The 22838-nt window shown below is 45.6% G+C and carries 22 protein-coding genes; all 22 read left to right on the top strand.

From position 1 onward, the window contains the following. The first annotated feature begins 29 nt into the window (after positions 1-29). Complete coding sequence (mraY, locus tag ACAW68_07820) at positions 30-1022, top strand: phospho-N-acetylmuramoyl-pentapeptide-transferase (GenBank protein XGA15384.1); 993 nt, start codon at positions 30-32, stop codon at positions 1020-1022. A gap of 105 nt (positions 1023-1127) precedes the next feature. Then, a complete protein-coding gene (gene murD / locus ACAW68_07815; GenBank protein ID XGA15383.1) occupies positions 1128-2471 on the top strand; it encodes a UDP-N-acetylmuramoyl-L-alanine--D-glutamate ligase in 1344 nt (447 codons plus the stop codon). An 11-nt stretch (positions 2472-2482) separates the two neighbouring features. Next, positions 2483-3580, top strand: a complete 1098-nt coding sequence (gene murG, locus ACAW68_07810) for an undecaprenyldiphospho-muramoylpentapeptide beta-N-acetylglucosaminyltransferase (protein ID XGA15382.1) — start codon at positions 2483-2485, stop codon at positions 3578-3580. 31 nt (positions 3581-3611) lie between these two features. Beyond that, a complete protein-coding gene (locus ACAW68_07805) occupies positions 3612-4541 on the top strand; it encodes a cell division protein FtsQ/DivIB (GenBank protein ID XGA15381.1) in 930 nt (309 codons plus the stop codon). A 141-nt stretch (positions 4542-4682) separates the two neighbouring features. Beyond that, positions 4683-6047 carry a cell division protein FtsA gene (gene ftsA, locus ACAW68_07800; protein ID XGA15380.1) on the top strand — a complete coding sequence of 455 codons (1365 nt, stop codon included), beginning with the start codon at positions 4683-4685 and terminating at the stop codon, positions 6045-6047. Positions 6048-6086: 39 nt separating this feature from the next. Beyond that, entirely contained in the window at positions 6087-7340 is a 1254-nt protein-coding gene (gene ftsZ, locus ACAW68_07795) for a cell division protein FtsZ (protein ID XGA15379.1), read from the top strand. 11 nt (positions 7341-7351) lie between these two features. Next, a complete protein-coding gene (locus tag ACAW68_07790) occupies positions 7352-7825 on the top strand; it encodes a cell division protein SepF (GenBank protein ID XGA15378.1) in 474 nt (157 codons plus the stop codon). 11 nt (positions 7826-7836) lie between these two features. Beyond that, the gene (locus tag ACAW68_07785; GenBank protein XGA15377.1) at positions 7837-8100 is read left to right on the top strand and encodes a YggT family protein; all 264 of its coding nucleotides are present in this window, start codon (positions 7837-7839) and stop codon (positions 8098-8100) included. A gap of 11 nt (positions 8101-8111) precedes the next feature. After that, complete coding sequence (locus ACAW68_07780) at positions 8112-8897, top strand: RNA-binding protein (protein ID XGA15376.1); 786 nt, start codon at positions 8112-8114, stop codon at positions 8895-8897. Between the two features lie 14 nt (positions 8898-8911). After that, the gene (locus ACAW68_07775; protein XGA15375.1) at positions 8912-9547 is read left to right on the top strand and encodes a DivIVA domain-containing protein; all 636 of its coding nucleotides are present in this window, start codon (positions 8912-8914) and stop codon (positions 9545-9547) included. A 290-nt stretch (positions 9548-9837) separates the two neighbouring features. Next, complete coding sequence (gene ileS, locus ACAW68_07770) at positions 9838-12627, top strand: isoleucine--tRNA ligase (GenBank protein ID XGA15374.1); 2790 nt, start codon at positions 9838-9840, stop codon at positions 12625-12627. Positions 12628-13080: 453 nt separating this feature from the next. After that, positions 13081-13743, top strand: coding sequence for a histidine phosphatase family protein (locus ACAW68_07765; protein XGA15373.1), 663 nt, complete (start codon positions 13081-13083; stop codon positions 13741-13743). A gap of 20 nt (positions 13744-13763) precedes the next feature. Then, complete coding sequence (locus ACAW68_07760; protein ID XGA15372.1) at positions 13764-14432, top strand: tetratricopeptide repeat protein; 669 nt, start codon at positions 13764-13766, stop codon at positions 14430-14432. After that, positions 14413-16950, top strand: coding sequence for an ATP-dependent RecD-like DNA helicase (locus tag ACAW68_07755; protein ID XGA15371.1), 2538 nt, complete (start codon positions 14413-14415; stop codon positions 16948-16950). Before ACAW68_07760 ends, ACAW68_07755 begins: the two co-directional genes overlap by 20 nt. Positions 16951-17063: 113 nt before the next feature. Further along, positions 17064-17786, top strand: a complete 723-nt coding sequence (locus ACAW68_07750; GenBank protein XGA15370.1) for a YebC/PmpR family DNA-binding transcriptional regulator — start codon at positions 17064-17066, stop codon at positions 17784-17786. Between the two features lie 273 nt (positions 17787-18059). After that, positions 18060-19514: an NCS2 family permease gene (locus ACAW68_07745; protein XGA15369.1), complete on the top strand. Its 1455-nt coding sequence runs from the start codon at positions 18060-18062 to the stop codon at positions 19512-19514. 139 nt (positions 19515-19653) lie between these two features. Next, on the top strand, positions 19654-20550 hold the full coding sequence (gene comGA, locus ACAW68_07740; protein XGA15368.1) for a competence type IV pilus ATPase ComGA: 897 nt from the start codon (positions 19654-19656) through the stop codon (positions 20548-20550). Further along, positions 20540-21538: a type II secretion system F family protein gene (locus ACAW68_07735; protein XGA15367.1), complete on the top strand. Its 999-nt coding sequence runs from the start codon at positions 20540-20542 to the stop codon at positions 21536-21538. The genes comGA and ACAW68_07735 overlap by 11 nt, the downstream gene beginning before the upstream one ends. Beyond that, complete coding sequence (locus tag ACAW68_07730) at positions 21532-21846, top strand: competence type IV pilus major pilin ComGC (GenBank protein ID XGA15366.1); 315 nt, start codon at positions 21532-21534, stop codon at positions 21844-21846. Before ACAW68_07735 ends, ACAW68_07730 begins: the two co-directional genes overlap by 7 nt. Then, positions 21830-22225 carry a type II secretion system protein gene (locus ACAW68_07725; protein XGA15365.1) on the top strand — a complete coding sequence of 132 codons (396 nt, stop codon included), beginning with the start codon at positions 21830-21832 and terminating at the stop codon, positions 22223-22225. Before ACAW68_07730 ends, ACAW68_07725 begins: the two co-directional genes overlap by 17 nt. Further along, positions 22212-22409: a hypothetical protein gene (locus ACAW68_07720; protein ID XGA15364.1), complete on the top strand. Its 198-nt coding sequence runs from the start codon at positions 22212-22214 to the stop codon at positions 22407-22409. The genes ACAW68_07725 and ACAW68_07720 overlap by 14 nt, the downstream gene beginning before the upstream one ends. Continuing rightward, a complete protein-coding gene (locus ACAW68_07715) occupies positions 22382-22810 on the top strand; it encodes a competence type IV pilus minor pilin ComGF (protein XGA15363.1) in 429 nt (142 codons plus the stop codon). The genes ACAW68_07720 and ACAW68_07715 overlap by 28 nt, the downstream gene beginning before the upstream one ends. Positions 22811-22838 lie beyond the last annotated feature (28 nt).

Raw genomic sequence — 22838 nt, 5'->3', positions numbered from 1 at the left:
ACAAGGGTTTATAAGAGAGGAGAAGTCAAATGTCGACTTTGTTACTCGGACTATTGGTGGGGTTGATTGCAACAATCATCGTAGTACCGCGTTTGAGAAATTGGTTTAAGAAAATTAAGGTGCAACAATTGGTGATGCGTACTGGTGAAAATGGGCCAGATCACGCCGCTAAGGCAGGAACACCTACGATGGGTGGGGCAGGATTTATTCCGGTTGTGATTATCGGTTTCATCATCTTGGCCTTTGCGACAGGCGCTAACGCCTCAACAGGTTGGGCAACGTTGATTGCCATTATTGTGTTTGCGTTGGTTGGTGCCTTTGATGACAGTATCAAGGTCTTTAATCACCGTGATGAAGGACTTCGTTTCTTGCCAAAGCTATTTTCACAAATTGCTGCTGCATTGCTAGCGGTTGCGGTGCTATTCTTGGGCCACTTTGACTTCACGTTGGATTTGCCATTTAACTTGGGTAGCATCAACAGCATCATCGTTTACACGTTGTTCACGATTTTCTGGCTTGTGGGTTGGTCAAATGCCACGAACTTGACGGATGGTTTGGACGGCTTGGCATCTGGTACAGCGATTATCGCTTACGTTGCATACTTGATTATCGCGTTCGTTCAAGGTGACATGACGATGGTCTTGTTGGATGCCTTGATGATTGGGGCATTGCTTGGATTCTTGGTCTTTAACCACTATCCAGCATCAATCTTCATGGGTGATACCGGATCATTGGCGTTGGGTGCCGGCTTGGCGATGAACTCACTTGTCTTGCACCATGAGTGGTCATTGTTGTTGATTGGTTTCGTCTTCATGGTCGAAACGTTGACGGTTATGATTCAAGTCACAAGCTATCACTTCTTCAAGAAGCGTATTTTCTTGATGACACCAATTCACCACAGTTTTGAAAAGGGTGGTTTGACTGGTAACACAGATAAGCCATGGAATGAGTGGCAAGTTGATACATTCTTCTGGGCAGTCGGATTGATTGCTGCGGTTTTGTACCTTGTGATTTTTAAGTAAATCATTATTCACTAAAACACATATTAAGTCGTTATAAGACTTTTTGCATTATGCAAACGAGCGGGGATCGCCCCGCGTACATAACTTTTTAAAGGGGATCTGATCATGAGTAAGCATGTTTTGGTAATTGGCTTTGCACGTTCTGGGGCAGCCGTTGCGTCTTTGTTGTTGAACGAAGGTGCGCAAGTGACAGTTTCAGACCCAAAATTGGATTTGACGGATGAACGCGTGGTTGCTTTGCAAGCACAAGGTGTTGTATTCACAACGGAACAAACTGATGAGTTGCTAGCTGACGTCGACCTAATTGTTAAGAATCCTGGAATTCCATATCGTATTCCAGTTTTGGCCGCAGCGCAGGAAGCTGGTATTCCAATTTTCGTTGAAGTTGCAATGGCGCAACGTTACATCAAGGGAACTTGGATTGCATTAACGGGTTCAAATGGTAAGACAACCACGACTGAGATGATTGCAGCTGTGCTACGTACGCAAGCAGACGACGAGCATGCAGTTGTTGTTGCCGGAAATATTGGGACGCCAGTGAGTGAGGTTGCCCCAACATTGCGCGCGACCGATACACTTGTCACAGAGCTCTCATCATTCCAATTGATGGGGATGCCAACGGCTAAGCCAAATATTGCGATAATCACAAACATTTTCGCATCTCACTTGGATTACCACGGCACACGCGAAAACTATGTCGCCGCTAAGATGGGGATCACAAAGAATCAAACGGCCGATGATTTCTTGGTTATCAATGTTGACCGCGAAGAATGGGTTGAATTGTCAAAGCAAACTGCAGCGACAGTTGTCCCAGTTTCACGTCAAAACGTGAGTCAAGAAGGTGCTTACGAACTAGATGGTACGTTGTACTTCCGTGGTGAAGCTATCATGCAAGCTAACCAACTCGGCGTACCAGGCGATCACAACGTCGAAAACGCGTTGGTTGCGATTGCTGTTGGTAAGTTGATGAATGTGCCAAGCAATCAAATTGCGATGACATTGCGTCAATTTGGTGGTGTTGAGCACCGTTTGCAATATGTTGGCACGTTTGAAGGACGTCAAGTCTATAACGATTCAAAGGCGACTGATATTGAGGCAACGGAAATGGCGCTATCAGGATTTAAGGCGCCCGTTGTTTTGCTAGCTGGTGGTCTAGATCGTGGTGACGACCAAATGCGTTTGCTTGAAGCGATGAAGCCACACGTAAAGGCTTTGGTTGTCTTTGGTCAAACGGCGGATAAGGTTGCAGCAGTCGGTGAGGCGCTTGGTATTGAAGTGGTTCATGCTGAAGATGCGCCTCATGCGGTTGAACCGGCTTTCGAATTGAGTGAGCCAGGTGACATTATTTTGCTATCACCAGCTGCAGCATCATGGGATCAATTCCCTAATTTCGAAACACGTGGTGATTTGTTCGTGGCAGCTGTTAAGGCTCACAGCGAAGGAAAGTAGAGGAGATAGATATGCGTATTGTTGTTTCAGGTGGTGGAACTGGGGGACACATTTACCCAGCGCTAGCAACGGTTAAGCAATTGAAGCAATTAGAACCAGATACCGAAGTGTTGTACATCGGTGGTGAACGTGGCTTGGAAAAGTCAATCGTGCCAGAAGCTGGATTCGACTTTAAGGCTTTGGCCGTGCAAGGGTTCAGTCGCTCATTGTCACTTGATAATGTGAAGACGGTCTATCTTTTCTTGACGGCTACTCGCAAGGCTAAGAAGATGCTGGAAGACTTTAAGCCGGATGTTGTGGTTGGAACTGGTGGTTATGTTTCTGGTCCAGTGCTATATGCAGCCCAACAACTTAAGATTCCAACGGTTATTCACGAGCAAAACTCGGTTGTGGGTGTCACAAACAAGTTTTTGGCCCGTCATGTGACGAAGGTCGGGGTTGCCTTTCCGGCGGCGCTATCAGCCTTTAAGGATGGTTTGGCAACAGTTGTTGGAAATCCACGTGCCCAAGAAGTCGTTGACGGTGAAGGAGCATTTGATTGGGATACCTTGCACTTGTCTGCAGATAAGCCAACGGTGTTGATCTTCGGTGGCTCACAAGGGGCGTTGAAGTTGAACAAGGCCATGGTTGCAGGCATGTCAAAGTTCGCTTACCGTCCATACCAAGTTATCTTCGTTACGGGTGGCAAGCGCTATGACGACGTACAAGCAGATCTACGTGCCGGTGGTGTCGTACCAGCTGAAAATGTCGCTGTTGTACCATACATCGGTAACATGCCACAATTGATGCCAGTTGTGGATTTGGTCGTTGGACGTGCCGGTGCGACGAGTTTGGCGGAACAAACGGCATTGGGTAAGCCAATGGTTTTGATTCCAAGCCCATACGTGACGAATGATCACCAAACAAAGAATGCCCGTAGCTTGGTTGAAGCCGGTGCAGCTGAAATGATTACTGAAGAGTCACTTTCAGGTACAACGTTGTTTGGCACAATCGACCACTTGATGACGCACGATGATCAACGTGCTGCGATGGCTAAGGCAGCCAAGGAATTGGGTGTGCCTGACGCAGCTGACCAATTCATCAAGTTGATTAAAACAGTTATTAAATAAGTTAACCTAACGATTGGAAAGGAGGCACATGATGGCCAATGAAAATGAATCGAAGCCGAAAGGAACGAAATCAAGTGATATTCAAGCGCACTTAGATGCATTGTTGTCGGAAGATGACTGGTCATCATTGCCTACACGCCAGTCGAAAGAAAAAAAGGCTCGTCGTGAATTAAAACTACCTCGTCGCTTACGTGAAACGTTTGCTGAAGAACCCGAAGATTCGGTGGCCGAAAGTGTTGAGCCGGTTGTAGAATCCGAGCCGATTCTCTTTCCCTACGAGCGTGGTGCTATTCTCTCGGCAACTGCACTAACGGTATTGGCAGGTGTCTTAATTTACTTGATGTCACCACTGAGTCAGGTGAATCACTATAAAGTGGTCGGATCAGAAAGTCTTAGCAAGCAAGCTGTGTTGGACGCAGCGCAATTGAAAACTGGCCAGCCACTGTTGACGACGCTCCACCAAGCTGATTATTTCAGTAAGATGGCTGCACAACGTAATCCGCAAATTTCAGGTCTTAAGTTTGAATTGGGTTCTGATAACACCATTGAAATCAAGGTCAACGAAATCGTGAAAGTGGGTTACGTCAAAGCAGATACGCATTACTATCCGATTTTGGAAAACGGTAAGATGCTGACGAGTGCTGAGGCGGATCAACCGGTCGGTGGGTTGCCACTGTATGATAATTTCACTTCAGTTGCTGATTTAAAATTAGTTTTAGCTGAGTTTGGTAAACTCCCATTGGCGTTACGCCGCTCGGTTTCTGAAATTGTTTGGTCACCAACTAAGCAAAATAATCAACGTCTTGAGTTGTATATGAATGATGGCAATGAAGTTTTGATTAGCGCAGATGACCTGGCAAGTAAACTGAAATATTACCCAGCTATGGCTGCATCGCTGGATAATAAAACCGGAATTGCCGACTTACAAGTCGGTGCATATTTCACACCATACGGACAATAAGAAAGCTAGGATTTCTTTTCCGAACAAAAACGGGATAATCCCGCAAGAGGTCTGGAAGAACCCTTATAAAGTATGGTATTATCTTAAAGAATTGTTTATTTATTTAAACATCAACTGATTGGCAGTTAAGGAGGTACTCAAATGGCCAACCACGGGTTAATAGTTGGTCTCGATGTCGGGACAAACACGATAAAAGTGCTAGCGGCGGATGTTCGAGATCAGCAAGCTAACATTGTGGCGGTTGGTCGTTCGATTGCCCACGGCGTTAAGCGCGGTGTTGTTGTGGATATTGAAGCAACAGCTAATGATATTCGACAAGCAGTTGCACAAATCAATGAGCAAACCAGCACGCCAGTCACTGAAGTTGTGGCTAGCTTGCCTGCAAGCAACATTCAAATTCAAAATGTTAGCGGTACAGTGACGGTAAAGGATAGTCAACACATTTCGTATGAAGACGTCTCAGCAGCCGTGAAAGAAGCTGTTAAAGTTAACGTGCCAAGCGATCGTGAAATTGTTGAACTATTGCCTACCGAATTTATCGTAGATGATTTTGATGGTATTCAAGATCCAAACGATATGGTGGGGATGCGTCTAGAAATGAAGGCGGTTGCCTATACAGCTCCTCGCAATGTGATGGGGAACTTGCGACTGGCAATTGCTAAAGCTGGATTGCAATTACGCGACTTCGTGTTGACGCCACTTGCTTATAGCAAGACGATTTTGGATGACGGACAACAGGAATTTGGCACAATCATTTTGGATATGGGTGCTGGTCACACAACGGCAACCGTTGTTCATGATCATCAACTAAAGTTCCTATCAACTTTCCCAGCTGGAAGCGATAATATCTCACGCGATATTAGTGCAGTTTTGGAAGTTGGGTTGCATGATGCAGACATGTTGAAGCTTGATTCTGGTTTGGCGCTTTCAAGCATGGCTCGTGAAGATAATAAGCTTGTTATCAAGAAGGTTAGTTCAGAAGAAACTGAGCAAATCTCTGAGGTATTGTTGGCACAAATTATCGAAGCGCGTCTCATGCAAATTTTGGACAAGCTTGGCGAGAAGCTACAACTTGTTGGGGCGTTTGAATTGCCAGGTGGCATTGTTGTTACCGGTGGTGGTGCTGCCTTGCGTGGCATGACTGAAGCAATTCGTAGTGTCTACAATGTGCAAGTTAAGCCATTTTCACCAACTGACATTGGGTTGCGTCACCCTGGTTATGCCGGAGCTTGGGCTTTGGTTCACTATGCTGCGCAACAATCACCAATTCAATTGATTGTGAAGGAGGCCTTGTACGGCTTGCCATTGACAGTTGTTGGTCAACCAACAATCGCGGTGGCAACACCAGTGCAAAAGCCAGCGACAAATCGCCGACCTGTTCGACCTGAAAGTCAAACGGTGGTAGAACCATCAGTTAATGACATGGATGATGTCAATTACGATGATGAAGAGAAGACTAAGAAGAAGAGTGCATTGTTTAGCTTCTTCAAGGAATTCTTCGACTAAACAAAAAAGAAAAGATAAGTGAGAAAAAAGGAGCTCGTTATGGATTTCCAAATGGATATGAACCAAGAGTACGGCGCAACGATTAAAGTAATTGGTGTCGGTGGTGGTGGTGGAAACGCCGTTAACCAAATGGTGAATGACGGTGTTGAAGGTGTTGAGTTTATCGTAGCCAACACTGATGCCCAAGCGTTGGAGCGTTCAGCTGCAGAAAACAAGATTCAAATCGGTGCTAAGGCAACTCGTGGTTTGGGTGCTGGAGCTCGTCCAGAAGTTGGTGAAGCTGCTGCTAAGGAAAGCGAGCAAGAAATTGCTGATGCTTTGGCCGGTGCAGACATGGTCTTCGTTACTGCTGGAATGGGTGGTGGTACTGGTACTGGTGCCGCACCAGTTATTGCTAAGATCGCCAAGGACTCAGGTGCTTTGACGATTGGTGTCGTAACACGTCCATTCTCATTTGAAGGTCCAAAGCGTGGCAAGTCAGCTGCCGAAGGATTGGCTAAGTTGAAGGAAAACGTTGATACGTTGATCGTTATCGCTAACAACAACTTGCTACAAATCGTTGATAAGAAGGCGCCAATTATGGAAGCCTTCAAGATGGTCGACGATGTCTTGTTGCAAGGTGTTTCAGGTATCTCAGACTTGATTACTAAGCCTGGTATCATCAATTTGGACTTTGCCGATGTTAAGACAGCGATGGCCGGTCAAGGTACTGCCTTGATGGGTATTGGGTCAGCTTCTGGTGAAAACCGTGCTGCCGAAGCAACGCGCAAGGCCATCGCTTCACCATTGTTGGAAGCTAAGATTGAAGGCGCTACGAACGTTTTGCTTTCAGTTAAGGGTGGCGCAGACATGTCATTGTTCGAAGCGCAAGAAGCTTCAGAGACGATTGCACAAGCTGCTGGAACAGACATTGACATTATCTTCGGTACAACGATTGATATGGAAATGGAAGGCGAGTTGGTTGTGACGGTTATTGCAACTGGTATTGATCGTCCAGCAACGCCACGTCCAGAAATCAACTTGGGCGCAGCCAACACAGCTAGCCCATTTGAAGCAGTGTCTGAGCCGGTAGCGCCTGTGCAACAACAAACTGCACCGGTTCAACCACAACAACCAGTTAACACTGATCCTTTTGCTGACTGGAACGTGACGGCTGAGCCCGCACAACAAGCAACGCCTGCACAAGCTGCTCCGGTTGAACCAGTTCAACCGCTTTCATCAGAAAACACAGCTGCTGACGAAGAAATTGAGCGTCCAGCTTACTTTAACTGGATGAAGCGTGGCGAAAAGTAAGGAGACAACCGATGGCTTTTGAGAATTTTAGAAACTTCTTCATGGGATCAGATAGTGATTACTACTATGAAGAAGAAGAGGCACCGGAAGAGCAATACGTGCAAGAACCTGCACAACAAGCACCGTCAAAGACTAAGGCTAATAATGCAAATGCAACACGTCCAACGGCAGCACGTCGTCCAAACGTTTTGCCAATGGATGGCTCACGTCCAGGTGAGACGTCAAAGATTGCATTGTATGAGCCACGTACGTACGCTGATGCCCAAACAATTGCGACGCAATTGTTGGCTGGTGAAGCGGTTATCGTAAACCTAGGTTCAATTGATGAAAACACGGGAAAGCGTGTGCTTGACTACCTAGGTGGGACGGCGTTTGCTGTTGACGGTATCATTGAACGTGTTGGTGAGCGCATCTTCCTTGCGACGCCTCACAATTTTGAGATTTCAGGAACGATTTCTCAAAACTTGGGACAACAATTTAATTAATAGGTGACCAAATGTTAACACTCATTTTTTCGTTATTGATGTTGGTCTTGCGTGCCATGGAGTTCGTAATCTTGATTTGGGTGCTGATGTCATGGTTGCCCGGGGCACAACAATCAGCCTTGGGACAATTGCTAGGTCGTATTGCCGGAATCGTCGTTGATCCGATTCGCCGTGTGATGCCTCGTACGGGAATTATCGACTTTACCCCATTGATTGGTTTGCTACTATTGCAAGCTGCTCAAGTTGGCCTACGCGCAATTGCACAAGCATTCTAGAGAAATAAAATATGGCAGATAATGTATCACAACATTTCCGCCCGAGCGAAGCTGCATTTCTTGATGTAGCGCAAGGCTTAATTCGTCAGGCATTGGATGAGTATCGTCCAGTACTGACGAATTTTTTGAACCCGCGGCAGAGATATATTTTGGAGACGTTGGTTAACCAGCATGATGAGTTAAAGATTGCTCACTCTGGTGGCTATACTGATGCCGAAAGTGCACGGTCCTTGATTGCACCAGATTACTACGATGTGCAACAGGACGATTTTGAAATTGCTGCAATCCGCATCAACTATCCAACCAAGTTTGCTGAACTACATCATAGTACAGTGCTTGGTACGTTAATTAACAATGGCTTATCTCGAGATAGTTTCGGGGACATTATTAGTAGCGAAGATGGTGATTGGCAGATTGTTGCAACGGAGCAGATGGCGCGATTTATCACGTCATCACTGGATCACGTTGGTAAAACAAAGGTTCGTTTTGAACCAATGATGCTAGCTGATATTGTCACACCACAAGAGGAGTGGGACGATATCAATACAACTGTGTCATCCCTTCGACTAGATACTATAGTGGCTAATGGGTATAATGTATCTAGAACGCATGCTAAAGAATTAGTTGAGCGTGGCATGGTCCGAGTAAATTGGACCGAGATTGACCGACCAGATTTTATGTTGGCGGTCAACGATTTAATTTCAGTGCGCCGGTTCGGTCGCATGAAATTGCTAGCTGAAAATGGTATAACAAAAAAAGATAAATGGCGCGTCACACTGGCCGTCATTAAGAAATAGATTGGAGAACGATCATGGCATTGACCCCACAAGAGATTCACGCTAAGGAATTTAACACAAAGAGTAACAAGTGGTACGACAAGGCTGAAGTAACGGCTTTCTTGGACCAAATCGTAACGGACTACGATGGTTTGCTACAAGAGAACCAAACTTTGAAGACGCAATTGGCTGAAGCAGATGCTAACGCTAAGCAAGTTGAAGAGATGAAGCAATCTGTTAACTCATCAATCTTGATCGCCCAAGAAGCAGCTGACCGTTTGAAGAAGCAAACTGAAGCTGAAGCTGAGGCAACGTTGCAACAAGCACAAGCTGAAGCACAAAAGATTGTTATGGAAGCTAACGCTAAGGCCAACTCATTGTTGACTGAATCTCAATCAAAGAACGAAGCATTGGTTGCTGAGCACGATGCTTTGAACAAGGAAATGGGCGCATTCAAGGCTAAGATTGAAGGTATGTTGAACGCACAATTGGACTTGGTTAAGACTGATGACTGGGCTGCATTCCAACAACCTGCTGCATTCCAACAACCACAATCAGCCGCTCCGGTTGCACCAGAGTCAGCTGCGTCACAAGCTAGTTCAGAGGTCGAGACGGTTGTTATCTTCCCTGAATCAAACGAAAACGAAGAAAACTTCTTGAATAAGGACTAATTTTTCGTTATCATGTAATCATGGTTTCTTGACCAAACGGCAAGATGTATTCCAAACAGCGACCTAGGATTACCCGGTGAGAGCCTAGGATGGTCACGCAGCTTGTTTATCAGCAAGAATGATTTTTTTAAATACACAGAAGAGGCGGCTTTTTGCCGTGAATTCGGGTGGTACCACGTTGACATGACGTCCCGCATTGGCTATTTGGCCGATGCGGGATTTTTTAGTTTCAGGGTAAACCGCATGTCAACGCGGTAGCACTTGAATTGAACAGAAAGGATTGCGCTTTTATGAAGATGAAGCAAACCTTGAACCTAGGAAAGACGAAGTTCCCAATGCGTGGTAACCTACCACAAACTGAGCTACAACGTGAAAACATCTGGTTCGAGAACAAGGTCTATGAGCAACGTCAAAAGATGAACGAAGGTAAGCCATCATTTATGCTTCACGATGGCCCTCCATATGCTAACGGAAACATTCACATCGGACACGCAATGAACAAGATTTCTAAGGATATCATCGTTCGTTACAAGTCAATGAATGGTTTCTACGCACCATTTGTCCCTGGTTGGGATACGCACGGTTTGCCAATTGAACAACAATTGACAAAGGCTGGTAAGGATCGCAAGGCGGTTGGACCAGTTATCTGGCGTAAGATGGCCGAAGAATTTGCACGTAAGCAAGTTAAGACGCAAATGGCCGACTTCAAGCGTTTGGGAATTTCAGCTGACTGGGATAACCCATACTTGACGTTGTTGCCTGAGTTCGAAGCTGCACAATTGCGCGTCTTCGGTGAGATGGCCAAGAAGAACTTGATCTACCGTGGTAAGAAGCCTGTCTTCTGGTCATGGTCATCAGAGTCTGCTTTGGCAATGGCTGAAATCGAATACCACGACATTGAGTCAGACACGGCGTTCTTCTCAGAGCGCGTTAAGGACGGTAAGGGCTTGTTGGATAACGACACGTACTTCATCGCCTGGACGACGACGCCTTGGACGGTACCAGCTTCACAAGCTTTGGCTTTGAACGCTGATTTCGAATACTCACAAATCCAACCCAAGGGTTCAGACAAGAAGTACATCGTTGCTTCAGCTTTGTTGGGTGCCGTTGCACCTAAGTTCGGCTGGGACGAGTACGAAGTTGTCGCAACCTTCACTGGTAAGGAACTTGAAATGGTGACAACTGAGCACCCATTCATGGACCGTGAGATTTTGGTTGTTAACGCTGATTACGTTACGGCAGATGCCGGTACTGGTGCGGTTCACACGGCCCCAGGATTTGGTGAAGATGACTTTGCTACCGGTCAACGCTACAACATGCCAGTTATCATGAACGTTGATGACCAAGGTAAGATGACGGCTGAAGCTGGTCCTGACTTTGAAGGTGTCTTCTACCAAGACGCTGACAAGGTTGCTTTGCAAAAGCTTGAAGAAGCTGATGCGTTGATCTTGCACGAGCCAGTTGTTCACAGCTACCCATTTGACTGGCGTACTAAGAAGCCAGTTATCTTCCGTGCTGTGCCACAATGGTTCGCTTCAATCGACAGCTTCCGTCAAGACATTTTGGATGCATTGGACGATGTAACGTTCCAACCAGAATGGGGTAAGAAGCGTTTGTACAACATGATCCGCGACCGTGGCGACTGGGTTATCTCACGTCAACGTGTTTGGGGTGTGCCATTGCCAATCTTCTACGCTGAAGATGGTACGGCAATTGTTGACCCTGAAATCATTGACCACATCGCTGACTTGGTAGCTGAGCACGGTTCAAACGTTTGGTTCGAACGTGAGGCCAAGGACTTGTTGCCAGAAGGTTACTCAAACGAGCACTCACCAAATGGCGAATTTACCAAGGAAACGGACATCATGGACGTTTGGTTCGATTCAGGAACTTCACACCAAGGTGTTATGGCCACTCGTCCAAACCTAAGCTTCCCAGAAGATTTGGTTTTGGAAGGTTCTGACCAATACCGTGGTTGGTTCAACTCATCATTGATCACTGGTGTTGCCGTAACTGGTAAGGCTCCTTACAAGTCAGTCTTGTCACAAGGATTCGTCTTGGACGGAAACGGTGAGAAGATGTCTAAGTCATTGGGTAACATCATTTCACCTAACGAAGTGGTGAAGGAGATGGGTGCTGAAATTATCCGTTTGTGGGTAACGTCAGTTGATTCATCAGCCGATGTTCGTGTGTCAATGGACTTGTTGTCACAAACTTCTGAGACATACCGTAAGATCCGAAACACGATGCGTTTCTTGTTGGCTAACACGTCAGACTTTGATCCAAAGGCTGACACAGTTGCCTTTGATGACTTGGTTGCAGCTGATCAATACTTCTATGCTCGCTTTAACAAGTTGGTTGCCGACATTAAGGCTGCCTACGACGCATACGACTTCCAAGCAGTAAACAAGTTGGTTATCAACTTTATTAACGTTGACTTGTCAGCGTTCTACTTGGACTTCGCTAAGGACATCTTGTATGTTGAAGCGCCTAAGGGACACGCCCGTTTGTCATTGCAAACGGTCTTGTACAAGGTCTTGGTAGACTTGGACAAGTTGTTGTTGCCAATCTTGCCACACACGGCTGAAGAAATCTTCGAGTATCTAGAGCACGAAGAAGGCGACTTTGCTTACTTGACTGAGATGCCAGTTGTTGAAGACATTGCTAACGCTGACGAATTGATGGCTAAGTGGTCACAATTCATGACGTTGCGCGATGCCGTGAACAAGTCACTTGAAGTTGCACGTGATGCTAAGTTGATTGGTAAGCCAGCCGAAGCAGCGGTAACGTTGTTCTTGACTGACGACCAAAAGGCTTGGTTGGATTCATTGGGACAAGATGTTCGCGTCTTGTTGCTTGTTTCTCAATTGCACGTGGCATCAGCTGATGAAGCTGGTGATGCCACGGACTTTGATGGTTACAAGATTGCGGTTGCTCACGCAGAAGGTGAAGAGTCACCACGTGATCGTATGTACCACACTGATTTGGGTGCAGATCCTGACTTCCCAATGTTGTCAGCACACGAAGCACAAATCGTCCGCGAGAACTTCCCTGAGGCTTTGACTGAAGGTTTGGAGTAATCACGGTTACACACTAAAAATATAATATCGATAACAGGAAAACGCCGGGAGATTTTTGTCTCTCGGCGTTTTTACGTCTATAATGGGAGATGTAAGTTTTTGGTGGTTAGTGTCGACGCGTTGCGTCGAGGCATGGGAATGCGGGACTATCTCCGACAAAATTCAAATCAAGGCAACCGAATGGCGCGGACGCCATTCAGCGGGGCAAATAATTCCCCCTAATCCTTTTAGTCCTGTGTGGGCTTATCTGAATAGCGCCGGCCATGCGGCATGTTGCCCTGATTTGAACGCTACGATAGTCCCGCATTACCATGCCAGCAGCCAAGATGTATTAGTCTGTTTCGGATTTACATCTGCTGGAAAATCAATGGGTGAACAGTTCACCCTGCCGTCAGGGCGTACACTCACCACTACCTTAAATACATAACCAATTAAAGAGAAGGAGACCAACGCATGACGAAGCTATACTTCATCCGCCACGGTAAAACAGAATGGAACGCAGAGGGCCGTTTTCAAGGGGCAGGTGGTGACTCACCATTGTTGCCTGAATCATACGACCAAATCAAAATGCTTGGTAATCACTTGAAGGATATTGAATTTGCACACGCCTTTTCAAGCCCTATCAAGCGTGCTCGCATCACTGCCGAAGAAACCTTAGCCATGCTAAACAAGCGTCCTGAGTTGACGTTTATGGACGGTTTGAAGGAGTTTTCATTCGGTGTTTGGGAAGGGATGAGCTTCGCTGAAGTTCAAGAAGGCTGGTATGACATGTACGATGCTTCTCGTAACCACCCAGAGAAGTTCGATGCAAGCCAAGTTGAAGGATCTGAGTCGTTCGAAAGCGTCCAAAAGCGCTTCCGTGAGGCGGTTGAAGAAGCTGTCGCAACATACGGTGGCGAAGATGTTAATTTGGTTTTCTTCAGCCACGGCGCTGCGTTGACGACCGGAATGGGTGGTCTTACAGGTATTCCGCTGGCTGATTTGCGTTCGCGAGGTGGCTTGGGTAACACAAGTACATCTATCCTAGAAACGCATGATGGTCACACGTTTACGGAAATTTCACGAAATGATACAAGTTATTTGGGTGTCGCAAGTGATGCCTCAAATACAATTTAAAGAGAAGAAGGATTTTTAAGATGACGCAACCAGAAAATGCAGCACAAGCAGATATCGCTCGCTTGGTAAGTGAGATTAACGCTAACCCAGACAACTGGCAAGCCTATGCAGACTTGGTGGCTGTTTTGGTTGCCACAGAAAATCTTGTGGAAGCAGAAGAATTGGCTTTGAAGAGCTTGGGCTTGTTCCAAGCGAATGATGAAGCGTTGCAAAATTTGTTGTACGCTGCTGGAAATGTTTATTACGTGGCTGGTGATTATGCGCGTGCGAATGAGTTTTTCGCTAAGATCACTGATTTAGAGATTTTGCATGATGCAACGGTTATGCAAGCCCAAGCATGGTATGCACAAAATCAATTCCAAAAGGCATTGGTATTTGCGTTGACGGCGGTAGAGCAACAACCAGAAGACGTTGCCGCCCAAGTGCTACTTGGTAACATCTGGCTTGGTTTGCAAAACATGGATAAGGCAACGGCTGCATTTAATGATGCTATCCATGTGGACCCAATGAATTTTGACGCTAATTTCGGTCGCGGAATTATCGCAATTGTTGATGGTGACCGTGAAAATCAATGGTCAGCCACGGCTGAAATGATTGATATGGAACGATACCGCGCCCAAGCCCAACGATTGGATGAAATCGTACAACTACTATCAGGGAGTCGTGTAGATGAGTCAGAGTCAAACTAGTTTGTTCGATGGCCCAGCGGCATCGGATGAAACACCGACTGTCACTGGGCAAGTGAAGAATATTCTGTTTGCTGCCCAAGATTCTTTTTATAAAGTCATGATTATCGAAGTAGCCGAACAAAACTTCGATTATGATGATACTGAACTAACGGTGACTGGTAGTTTTGGTGATATTCAGATTGGGGCTAGTTATGAGTTTAAGGGTCGGCTAACGACGCACGCGCGTTATGGGGTCCAGTTTGCGGCTCAAAACTATCAACGTCAGGCAGCTAGTACAACGTCTGGATTGGTTGCTTATTTATCTGGTGACCAATTTCCCGGTGTTGGAAAAGCGACGGCAACGAAGATTGTTGATGACCTCGGTATTGAAGCAATTGATAAAATTCTGGAATCACCAGACGTCTTGATTGAAACGGGTATTTCAACTAAATTGCAAGAAGTCATCGTGAAGCAGTTGCAACAATCGGACGGTATGGAACGCGCCATCATTGCGCTTAACGATTATGGTTTTGGTTCAGCCCTCGCCACTGTGATTTACCAAAAGTATCAGCAGCAAACTTTACAGATTTTAAAAACTAACCCTTATCAAATGGTTATCGATATTGAGGGTGTTTCATTTGCTCGTATCGATCGTTTAGCAGCTCAGCAGGGAATTGACGCGTTGGACGCGCGTCGTATCCAAGCAGGGGTTATTTCAGCGATTAACCAGGCAACATTCGAGTCTGGTGATACGTTTATGCAAGTGGAAGCGTTGCTACAAACTACGCAACAAATTCTAGAACGTTCTCAAAATGCCCGCATTGATCCAGCGTTGATTAAGCGCGCATTATTAACCTTGACGTCTGATGGCATCGTGATTGCTGACGGACAGAACTTATACATTAAGGCGCTATTTGAAGCTGAACGTGAAATTGCCCAACGCATGGTCCGTTTAAGCAAAACGAAGAATAGCGAATACAAGCGCGCTGATGTTGTGAAGCAACTCGCGGAAGTCGAGGAAGAGAATCCGTTTCCGTATGATGATGTGCAACGTGATGCGATGATTGCGGCTCTGATGAGCAATCTATTTATCCTGACGGGTGGACCCGGTACAGGAAAGACGACCATCATCAATGGTGTTGTGGCAACGTTGAAGAAGTTGTTACAAGATGAAGGTATGAAGTGGGATGAAATTAGTGAGAGTATTCGCTTAGCGGCGCCAACTGGTCGTGCAGCCAAGCGACTTTCCGAATCTACAGGCATGCCAGCTTCGACAATTCACCGTTTGCTAGGTATCACTGGTCGTGAAAATACAGATGACATTGATATCGAGGAGTTAAGCGGTCGTTTGCTCGTGATTGATGAGATGTCGATGGTGGATACGCAATTATTCGACTTATTACTACGCGCGATTCCAAATGGCATGCAAGTCATCTTGGTTGGCGATAAGGATCAATTGCCTTCTGTTGGGCCTGGTCGAGTTTTCTACGATTTATTAGCCAGCGGATTGTTGAATTATCGTGAGTTGGAGACAATCCACCGTCAGGGTAAGGGCTCAACCATTATTGAGTTGGCGAGCTCAGTGAAGAGCGGTGTCTTGCCAGCAAACTTTACCGAGCGCCAACCTGACCGATCGTTTTTCCCGGCGCAGACAAATCAGGTGCCACGCATGGTTGAACAGATTGCCACGAGTTGGAAGGAACGCGGTAATTCAGTTGCTGATATGCAAATTTTGGCGCCCATGTATCGTACGCCAGCGGGTGTTCACAATCTGAATGCTGTGGCCCAAGAAATCTTTAATCCAATGACGGCCAAGAAGCGTGAAATTCACATGAAGCTTGGTGAGTTAGAGTTTAACTTCCGTGTTGGTGACAAGGTCATGCAGACGGCCAATGATCCTGAACATAATGTGTTTAACGGGGACATTGGGTACATCACGGCAATTATGTTGGCGAAGGATAAGAGCAACGAAGATAATACGGACAACATCACGGTGGCTTTTGATACCGGCGAGGTTGAATATACGCGTCAGAACTGGAATCAATTGACGTTAGCGTATGCAACGACGATTCACAAGGCGCAGGGTGCTGAATACAAGCTGGTTATCATGCCACTTGTGAATGCGTTTAGTCGCATGCTGCAACGCAATCTGCTGTATACCGGGCTAACGCGTGCTAGTGAGTCACTCGTCCTTATTGGAGATGTTAGTGCCTACCAACGCGCAGCCGAAACTGAGGGTGTTAATCGACACACGACGTTGCAAGAACGATTGCAACAGGCGCAAGATGGTGAGCTGCCAGATGTACCGGATGATGATAAATCATTGGCAGCGGTCAATGCGATTAATCAAAAGCCAGTAGCAGTTGTGCCAATCGATGAAGAAAACACAACCATTGATGATACGCCGGTTGTGGACGAAATTGTCCAAGCTGTTGCGGATGACGATGATGATTTGCTAACGATTGCGAAGATTATGGATGAGTCGATTGACCCAAATGTGGGGATGGCAGACATGACACCATACGACTTCATGCCTTAATAAGGATGTAACGGTAGCACGTCATGAACATTGTGCTATAATCTACTAGTCAAGCACTAGTGAATTGTGCTAAAATTAAGCGATAAATTTTCGAATGAAAAGGGGTTTCTGAAATGTCAGGACACAGTAAGTGGCATAACATTCAAGGACGTAAGAACGCCCAAGACGCAAAGCGTGGTAAGATCTTCCAAAAGCTTGCCCGCGATTTGTACACGGCAGCTAAGGCTGGCGGTGTAGATCCAGACTCAAACGCTTCATTGCGTTTGGTTATCGACAAGGCTAAGGCAGCTAACATGCCTAAGGATAACATCCAACGTGCCTTGGATAAGGCTTCTGGTGCCGGTGGCGCTAACTACCAAGAGTTGACGTACGAAGGTTACGGACCAGCCGGTGTAGCCGTTTTGGTTCAAGCTTTGACTGATAACATCAACCGTACGGCTGCTTCAGTTCGTTCAACGTTTAAGCACTTCGGTGGTGAATTGGGAACGACTGGATCAGTTTCATTCCAATTCGGCCGTAAGGGTTACATTGAAATCGAGCGTACTGAAGACAACGATATCGATGAAGATCAATTGTTTGAAGACATGTTGGAGGCTGGTGCCGAAGACATGAAGACTTACGATGACCAATTCGAAATCTACACGGACCCTAAGTCATTCCCAGAAGTACGTGATGCTTTGGAAGCAAAGGGTTACACTTTGGTCAACGACGAAGTTACGATGGTTGCACAAAACCCAATGGCAGTGCCTGAGGATAAGCAAGCATCATTGGCTAGCTTGGTTGATGAACTTGAAGAAAACGATGACGTACAAGCTGTCTTCACGACTGCTGAGTAATCATCTCATGAAAAACCGACCAAATTTTGGTCGGTTTTTTTGTAGGCGCAAAAGTTGACGATGTGAACAAAAAGCGATAAAGTAGTAAACAATTATTAATAACTTGAGTCGTTAACGTGTTTCGCCACAGACTCGGAACAAAACGTGCCTGGTATAGCTATATGCCTGACACCGTTAACGACGCCGAGAGTAGTTACTTTTGGCGTCGTTTTCTTTTCCTGTATCATTTGGCGAACCGTAATGATACGGGATTTTTTATTAGGAGAGATAAGCATGTTAGAACGCTTTTTTAAGTTGTCAGAGAACAATACGACAGTTCGAACAGAAGTGATTGCCGGTATTACAACATTCGTTGCGATGGCATACATCATTTTCTTGAACCCATCAGTATTGTCTATGACAGGAATGCCAAGTCAGGGAGTTTTCTTGGCAACAATTTTGACAGCCGTTGTGGGAACTCTTATCACAGGACTTTTTGCTAATTTGCCATATGCATTGGCACCATCAATTGGTATGCAAGCCATGTTCACGTACACGATTGTTTTCGGACTTGGGTACACATGGAAGCAAGCATTGGGAATGGTTTTCTTGGTTGGGTTGGTTGATGTGATTATCACATTGACGAAGGTCCGATCAATGATTGTGAAGGCTATCCCTGACCAATTGAAGCACGCGATTGCTGCTGGTATCGGTTTGTTTATCGCCTACATTGGTTTGAAGAACGCTGGCTTCTTGAACTTCTTGGTTGATCCACAAAACATCATGACGTTGAATGGTAAGCCATTTACTGAAGGTGGTGGTGCCAAGGTCATTGAGAGCATCACAGCGAATGGTGGGACGACGCCATCAATCTCAACCTTTGCACAACCAGCAGTTTTGTTGGGCTTGATTGGTTTGATTATTTTGGTATTGTTGGTTGTTGCTAACGTACCTGGTGCCTTCTTGCTTTCTGTTTTGATTACAACTGTCATTGGTATTCCAATGGGTGTGACAAACACACACATTGATGCCATGGCATCATTCTCATCAACGTTCCACGACTTTGGCTCAATCTTTGGTCAAGCCCTTGGACCTGATGGGTTGTGGTCAATGTTCACGTCACCAAAGCACGTTTTGATTGTTGTTTTGACGGTCTTCTCAATGGGATTGTCAGGATTGTTTGATGCCATTGGAACGTTTATCGGAACTGGTATGACGACTGGTATCTTCTCTGAAGCTGACCAAAAGGAGTTCTACGAAGGTAAGGGCTTCAAGTCAAAGATGGATCGTGGTTTGGTTGCTGATACGTTTGCAACGATGTTTGCGGGTATTTTTGGTACTTCAAACACGACGACATTTATTGAAGCATCAGCAGGAATCAAGGCTGGTGGACGTACTGGTTTGACATCAGTTGTCATTTCAATTGGTTTCTTGCTTGCTATTATCGCAGCGCCATTGGTTAACGTGATTCCATCTGCCGCAACAGCACCAATTTTGGTTGTGGTTGGTATTATGATGATGAATGAGTTTAAGTTGATTACATGGGATGATATTGAAATTGCCATTCCGGCATTCTTTACATCAGCCTTCATGGCCTTCTCATACTCAATTTCATACGGTATCGCTGCCGGCTTCATTTTCTACGTTTTGATCAAGAGTGTGAAGCGCAAGTTCAACCAAATCAGCCCAATTTTGTGGGTTGTGACTATTCTGTTCTTGCTTAACTTCATTTCGTTGGCAATTAATTAATAAACAAAATCTAACGCGTGATGCCTTGTGCATCACGCGTTTTTTGTTGTCATTAAATCTATGAAATAAAACAAGTCAAAAAATAATTGGAAAATTGCGTCGCTTTTCACTCTTTCTTTTCGAAGGAGGTGAATGAGACATGAGCGTTCAAAAACAATTTGCGTCGTTAGTGCAGACGGCTGCCCAGGTGCGAGCAAGTGACTTATACGTGATGCCTGGTGAAGAAGGCTATCGGGTGTTTTGTTACACAGCAACCGGGATTCAACCATTGGCATCCCTAACTTTGGCTAATGGAGAAGCCTTGATTCGCCACATTAAATTCGAAGCCCAAATGGATATTAGTGAGACGCGACGTCCGCAGCTTGGCCGATGGTGTTATTTACTTGATCAGGAACAACTGTATTTACGGATATCTAGTGTGGGAGATTTTTTGAACCGTGAATCAATTGTTGTGCGCCTGATATTCGCTGTTGATGACCAGCATATCCAATTAACGGCTCAAAGCGATGTGGCCGCCGTGGACGAGGCAATGACGAGTGGTGCTGGGCTGATTTTGTTGGCCGGTCAGATGGGGTCAGGAAAAACGACAACGCTCCATTATTTAGCCTATCGGTATTTGACAGAGAAAATTGTGCTAACGATTGAGGATCCGGTTGAAGTGGTGCAACCAAACTTTTTGCAATTGCAGGTTAATAAGGCGGCCCAGATGGATTATCCAGATTTGTTGAAGCTTGCCTTGCGTCATCATCCGGATGTGATGATTATCGGTGAAATTCGAGATGCCCAAACGGCGCAAATTGTGGTTGAAGCAGCTCTGAGTGGCCACTTGATTATCAGTACGATTCATGCAATGTCGCATCTGGGCATTTGGCATCGCTTACGTGATTTTGGAGTGCCGGCCGGGACGTTGCGCCAAGTCATGACGGGCATGGTTCATCAAAAATTAGTCATAACTGAGGATGGCGTCGCAGCAGACTTAGCCGTGTTGACTGGCGCTGACTTGCAAGAAAGGATGGCTGAGTGGCATGCGGAATAAGCGGTGGTCGAAAGCAGAGCAAGTAGATTTTTTTGAGACATTGGCGCAGTTGATTAGCGTTGGCTATGACTTGGAAAAGGCACTAATCGCATTGGAATCATTGTTGCCTAAATTACGGCGGGATTTGCAACGAATCATTGCTGGTCTGCGCGAAGGACGCCATTTTTATCAGTTAGTTACACCGCATGTGCGAGCAGAAATCCGACGTGAATTAGCCTTCGCCGTTGTGCATGGCAATTTGATGGATATTTTAGCTGAAATTGGTAGCCGTGAAAGGCGACGTATGCAACAAATTCAAAAGTTATGCCAACTATTGTTGTATCCGATTGTACTGTTTGGTTTGCTAGCTGTGATATTTGCAGTCTTTATGCAATTCCTCTTGCCAGAGTTTACGAACATGGGGATGACATTGCCAACGTTGCCTGGACTACCGATTGTGCTGTTTGTAATGGTGGCTGCATTTATTGGCGTCAGTGTTGCCGGGTGGGCTTGGTGGCGCCGACATTCTTGGCTACAGAGATTGGTGGTGATTCGGCGTTTGCCATTAATTGGGCCGGTCGTACGATTGAGTTTGGATTATCAAATTTCATTACAATTGGGATTGCTGTTAACAAGTGGCGTGAGTTTTTCGGTAATTGTTAAGCGCTTTGCAAGTTTAGATGAAGGTGGCGTGCTAAAAGATGTGAGTCGACTGGCCGAAAAGTCACTCACAGCAGGAGAAAGCATTGCTGAGTTTGTTGCAAAGGTACCGTTGCTTCCCCGGGAAAGCGAATTGTTGTTTTCAAAGGGCAAGCAGCAACAAGATATTGGTCGGGAGTTTCAACTACTGGCTGAACGAAAATTTGAATTATTAGAACGACGGATTAGTCGTTATTTATTGATTATTCAACCATTATGCTTTGGTGTAATTGGCTTAGTTGTTGTCGGTTTATATCTATTGATGTTGATGCCGATGTATCAAAATATGGGGGATTTAATGACATGGTAAATCAAAACAAGCGTAAGGGATTCACATTGATTGAAGTTGTCACAACTGTTTTTATTATTGGCCTGTTGGTATTGCTGGTCTTGCCAAACGTTAACCATGTGCGTGCGTTCGCGGAACGTAAGCAACAAACAGCGTTGGTACAGACTGTTCAAACACAAGTCGACTTGTACCGTAATGAAAATGGTAGTGCACCAGCTAGTTTGAAGGATTTGGCCGATAAGGAATATTTGTCAGAAGGTCAACTGGCACAAATTGATAAAGCAGCCATTGCATTAAAGGGAGATCGAGTTGTTGCCGGCAAGAAGTAGAACGGCGTTTACTCTAATTGAAAGCATTGTTGTGTTAGGCGTTATGGGCATGCTAGTCACCAGCTTTACCTTTATGGTAAGGCCCGAAAAACAGAGTTGGTCGAAATTTGAACGTGAATTTAGCGAAGCGTTCATGGTTGCGCGTCAAAAACAGGTCGGTCGAAATGAAGCCTTCTATATTCAGGTACAGAAAGATTATGTGAATGTTGATGGCCAGATTGTTCGAGTACCCGAAAATTGGTTTGGCGGTGAAAAGATGATTCGCTGTCAAGTTTTCACGATGGCGCCAACCAGCTTTTCACTCTATAACAAGGAAACAATGCGAAGGCGAAATGTTGTCTTTCAATTGGGAGGCGGAACTTATCATGTTGAGACGTAAAGGCGCGTTGTTGTCAGAAGCACTCGTGTCATTATTGCTTGCGACGATGACAGCTTGCCTGATTGTGACAACGATTCAATATTTCAACCGTCTACGGATGGCAGAAGAGACACAAATGAAAGAAGCGCGTCGACAATATTATGAGGAACAACAACGATGGCTGAGCGACGGGGCTTCACCCTAGCCGAAACACTTGTGGCTTTATTGGTCTTTAGTATGGCACTAAGTTTATTTTGCTTGGTGATGACGAATCTAAAACAGCAGTACCAGGGTAATTACAACCAACAACGTGAAGCGCAGGTCGCTCGGACGATAATGTCGTTGGAAGCGCCAGAAACAGGGCTGACACTAAAGACGTGTTTTAAACGACAATTGATTTTATATAGCAAAATAACGAACAAAAAATACTATTTTAGTACCCGACCTAAGGTGCTCGTGTTGCGAACAGATCAAGGTGGAAACATGAGGTATCTAAATCAGGTCCGCAAGGTTACGTTTGTCCAATTGTCGAAACAACGTGTGCAAATGACCGTTGAATTTGAAGAAGGCATTAGCGTAACACAGGAGATAACCTTTTATGAATGAGCGGCAGGGAAGCTTGTTAGCCCATACG

The organism is Weissella confusa (genome assembly GCA_041871065.1).
Taxonomy (GTDB): domain Bacteria; phylum Bacillota; class Bacilli; order Lactobacillales; family Lactobacillaceae; genus Weissella; species Weissella confusa_A.
This window is presented reverse-complemented; position numbering and strand designations above follow the sequence as displayed.

Coding starts and splice junctions, on each gene's coding strand:
- mraY (XGA15384.1), top strand. CDS start 30: ATGTCGACTTTGTTACTCGGACTATTGGTGGGGTTGATTGCAACAATC.
- murD (XGA15383.1), top strand. CDS start 1,128: ATGAGTAAGCATGTTTTGGTAATTGGCTTTGCACGTTCTGGGGCAGCC.
- murG (XGA15382.1), top strand. CDS start 2,483: ATGCGTATTGTTGTTTCAGGTGGTGGAACTGGGGGACACATTTACCCA.
- ACAW68_07805 (XGA15381.1), top strand. CDS start 3,612: ATGGCCAATGAAAATGAATCGAAGCCGAAAGGAACGAAATCAAGTGAT.
- ftsA (XGA15380.1), top strand. CDS start 4,683: ATGGCCAACCACGGGTTAATAGTTGGTCTCGATGTCGGGACAAACACG.
- ftsZ (XGA15379.1), top strand. CDS start 6,087: ATGGATTTCCAAATGGATATGAACCAAGAGTACGGCGCAACGATTAAA.
- ACAW68_07790 (XGA15378.1), top strand. CDS start 7,352: ATGGCTTTTGAGAATTTTAGAAACTTCTTCATGGGATCAGATAGTGAT.
- ACAW68_07785 (XGA15377.1), top strand. CDS start 7,837: ATGTTAACACTCATTTTTTCGTTATTGATGTTGGTCTTGCGTGCCATG.
- ACAW68_07780 (XGA15376.1), top strand. CDS start 8,112: ATGGCAGATAATGTATCACAACATTTCCGCCCGAGCGAAGCTGCATTT.
- ACAW68_07775 (XGA15375.1), top strand. CDS start 8,912: ATGGCATTGACCCCACAAGAGATTCACGCTAAGGAATTTAACACAAAG.
- ileS (XGA15374.1), top strand. CDS start 9,838: ATGAAGATGAAGCAAACCTTGAACCTAGGAAAGACGAAGTTCCCAATG.
- ACAW68_07765 (XGA15373.1), top strand. CDS start 13,081: ATGACGAAGCTATACTTCATCCGCCACGGTAAAACAGAATGGAACGCA.
- ACAW68_07760 (XGA15372.1), top strand. CDS start 13,764: ATGACGCAACCAGAAAATGCAGCACAAGCAGATATCGCTCGCTTGGTA.
- ACAW68_07755 (XGA15371.1), top strand. CDS start 14,413: ATGAGTCAGAGTCAAACTAGTTTGTTCGATGGCCCAGCGGCATCGGAT.
- ACAW68_07750 (XGA15370.1), top strand. CDS start 17,064: ATGTCAGGACACAGTAAGTGGCATAACATTCAAGGACGTAAGAACGCC.
- ACAW68_07745 (XGA15369.1), top strand. CDS start 18,060: ATGTTAGAACGCTTTTTTAAGTTGTCAGAGAACAATACGACAGTTCGA.
- comGA (XGA15368.1), top strand. CDS start 19,654: ATGAGCGTTCAAAAACAATTTGCGTCGTTAGTGCAGACGGCTGCCCAG.
- ACAW68_07735 (XGA15367.1), top strand. CDS start 20,540: ATGCGGAATAAGCGGTGGTCGAAAGCAGAGCAAGTAGATTTTTTTGAG.
- ACAW68_07730 (XGA15366.1), top strand. CDS start 21,532: ATGGTAAATCAAAACAAGCGTAAGGGATTCACATTGATTGAAGTTGTC.
- ACAW68_07720 (XGA15364.1), top strand. CDS start 22,212: ATGTTGAGACGTAAAGGCGCGTTGTTGTCAGAAGCACTCGTGTCATTA.
- ACAW68_07715 (XGA15363.1), top strand. CDS start 22,382: ATGGCTGAGCGACGGGGCTTCACCCTAGCCGAAACACTTGTGGCTTTA.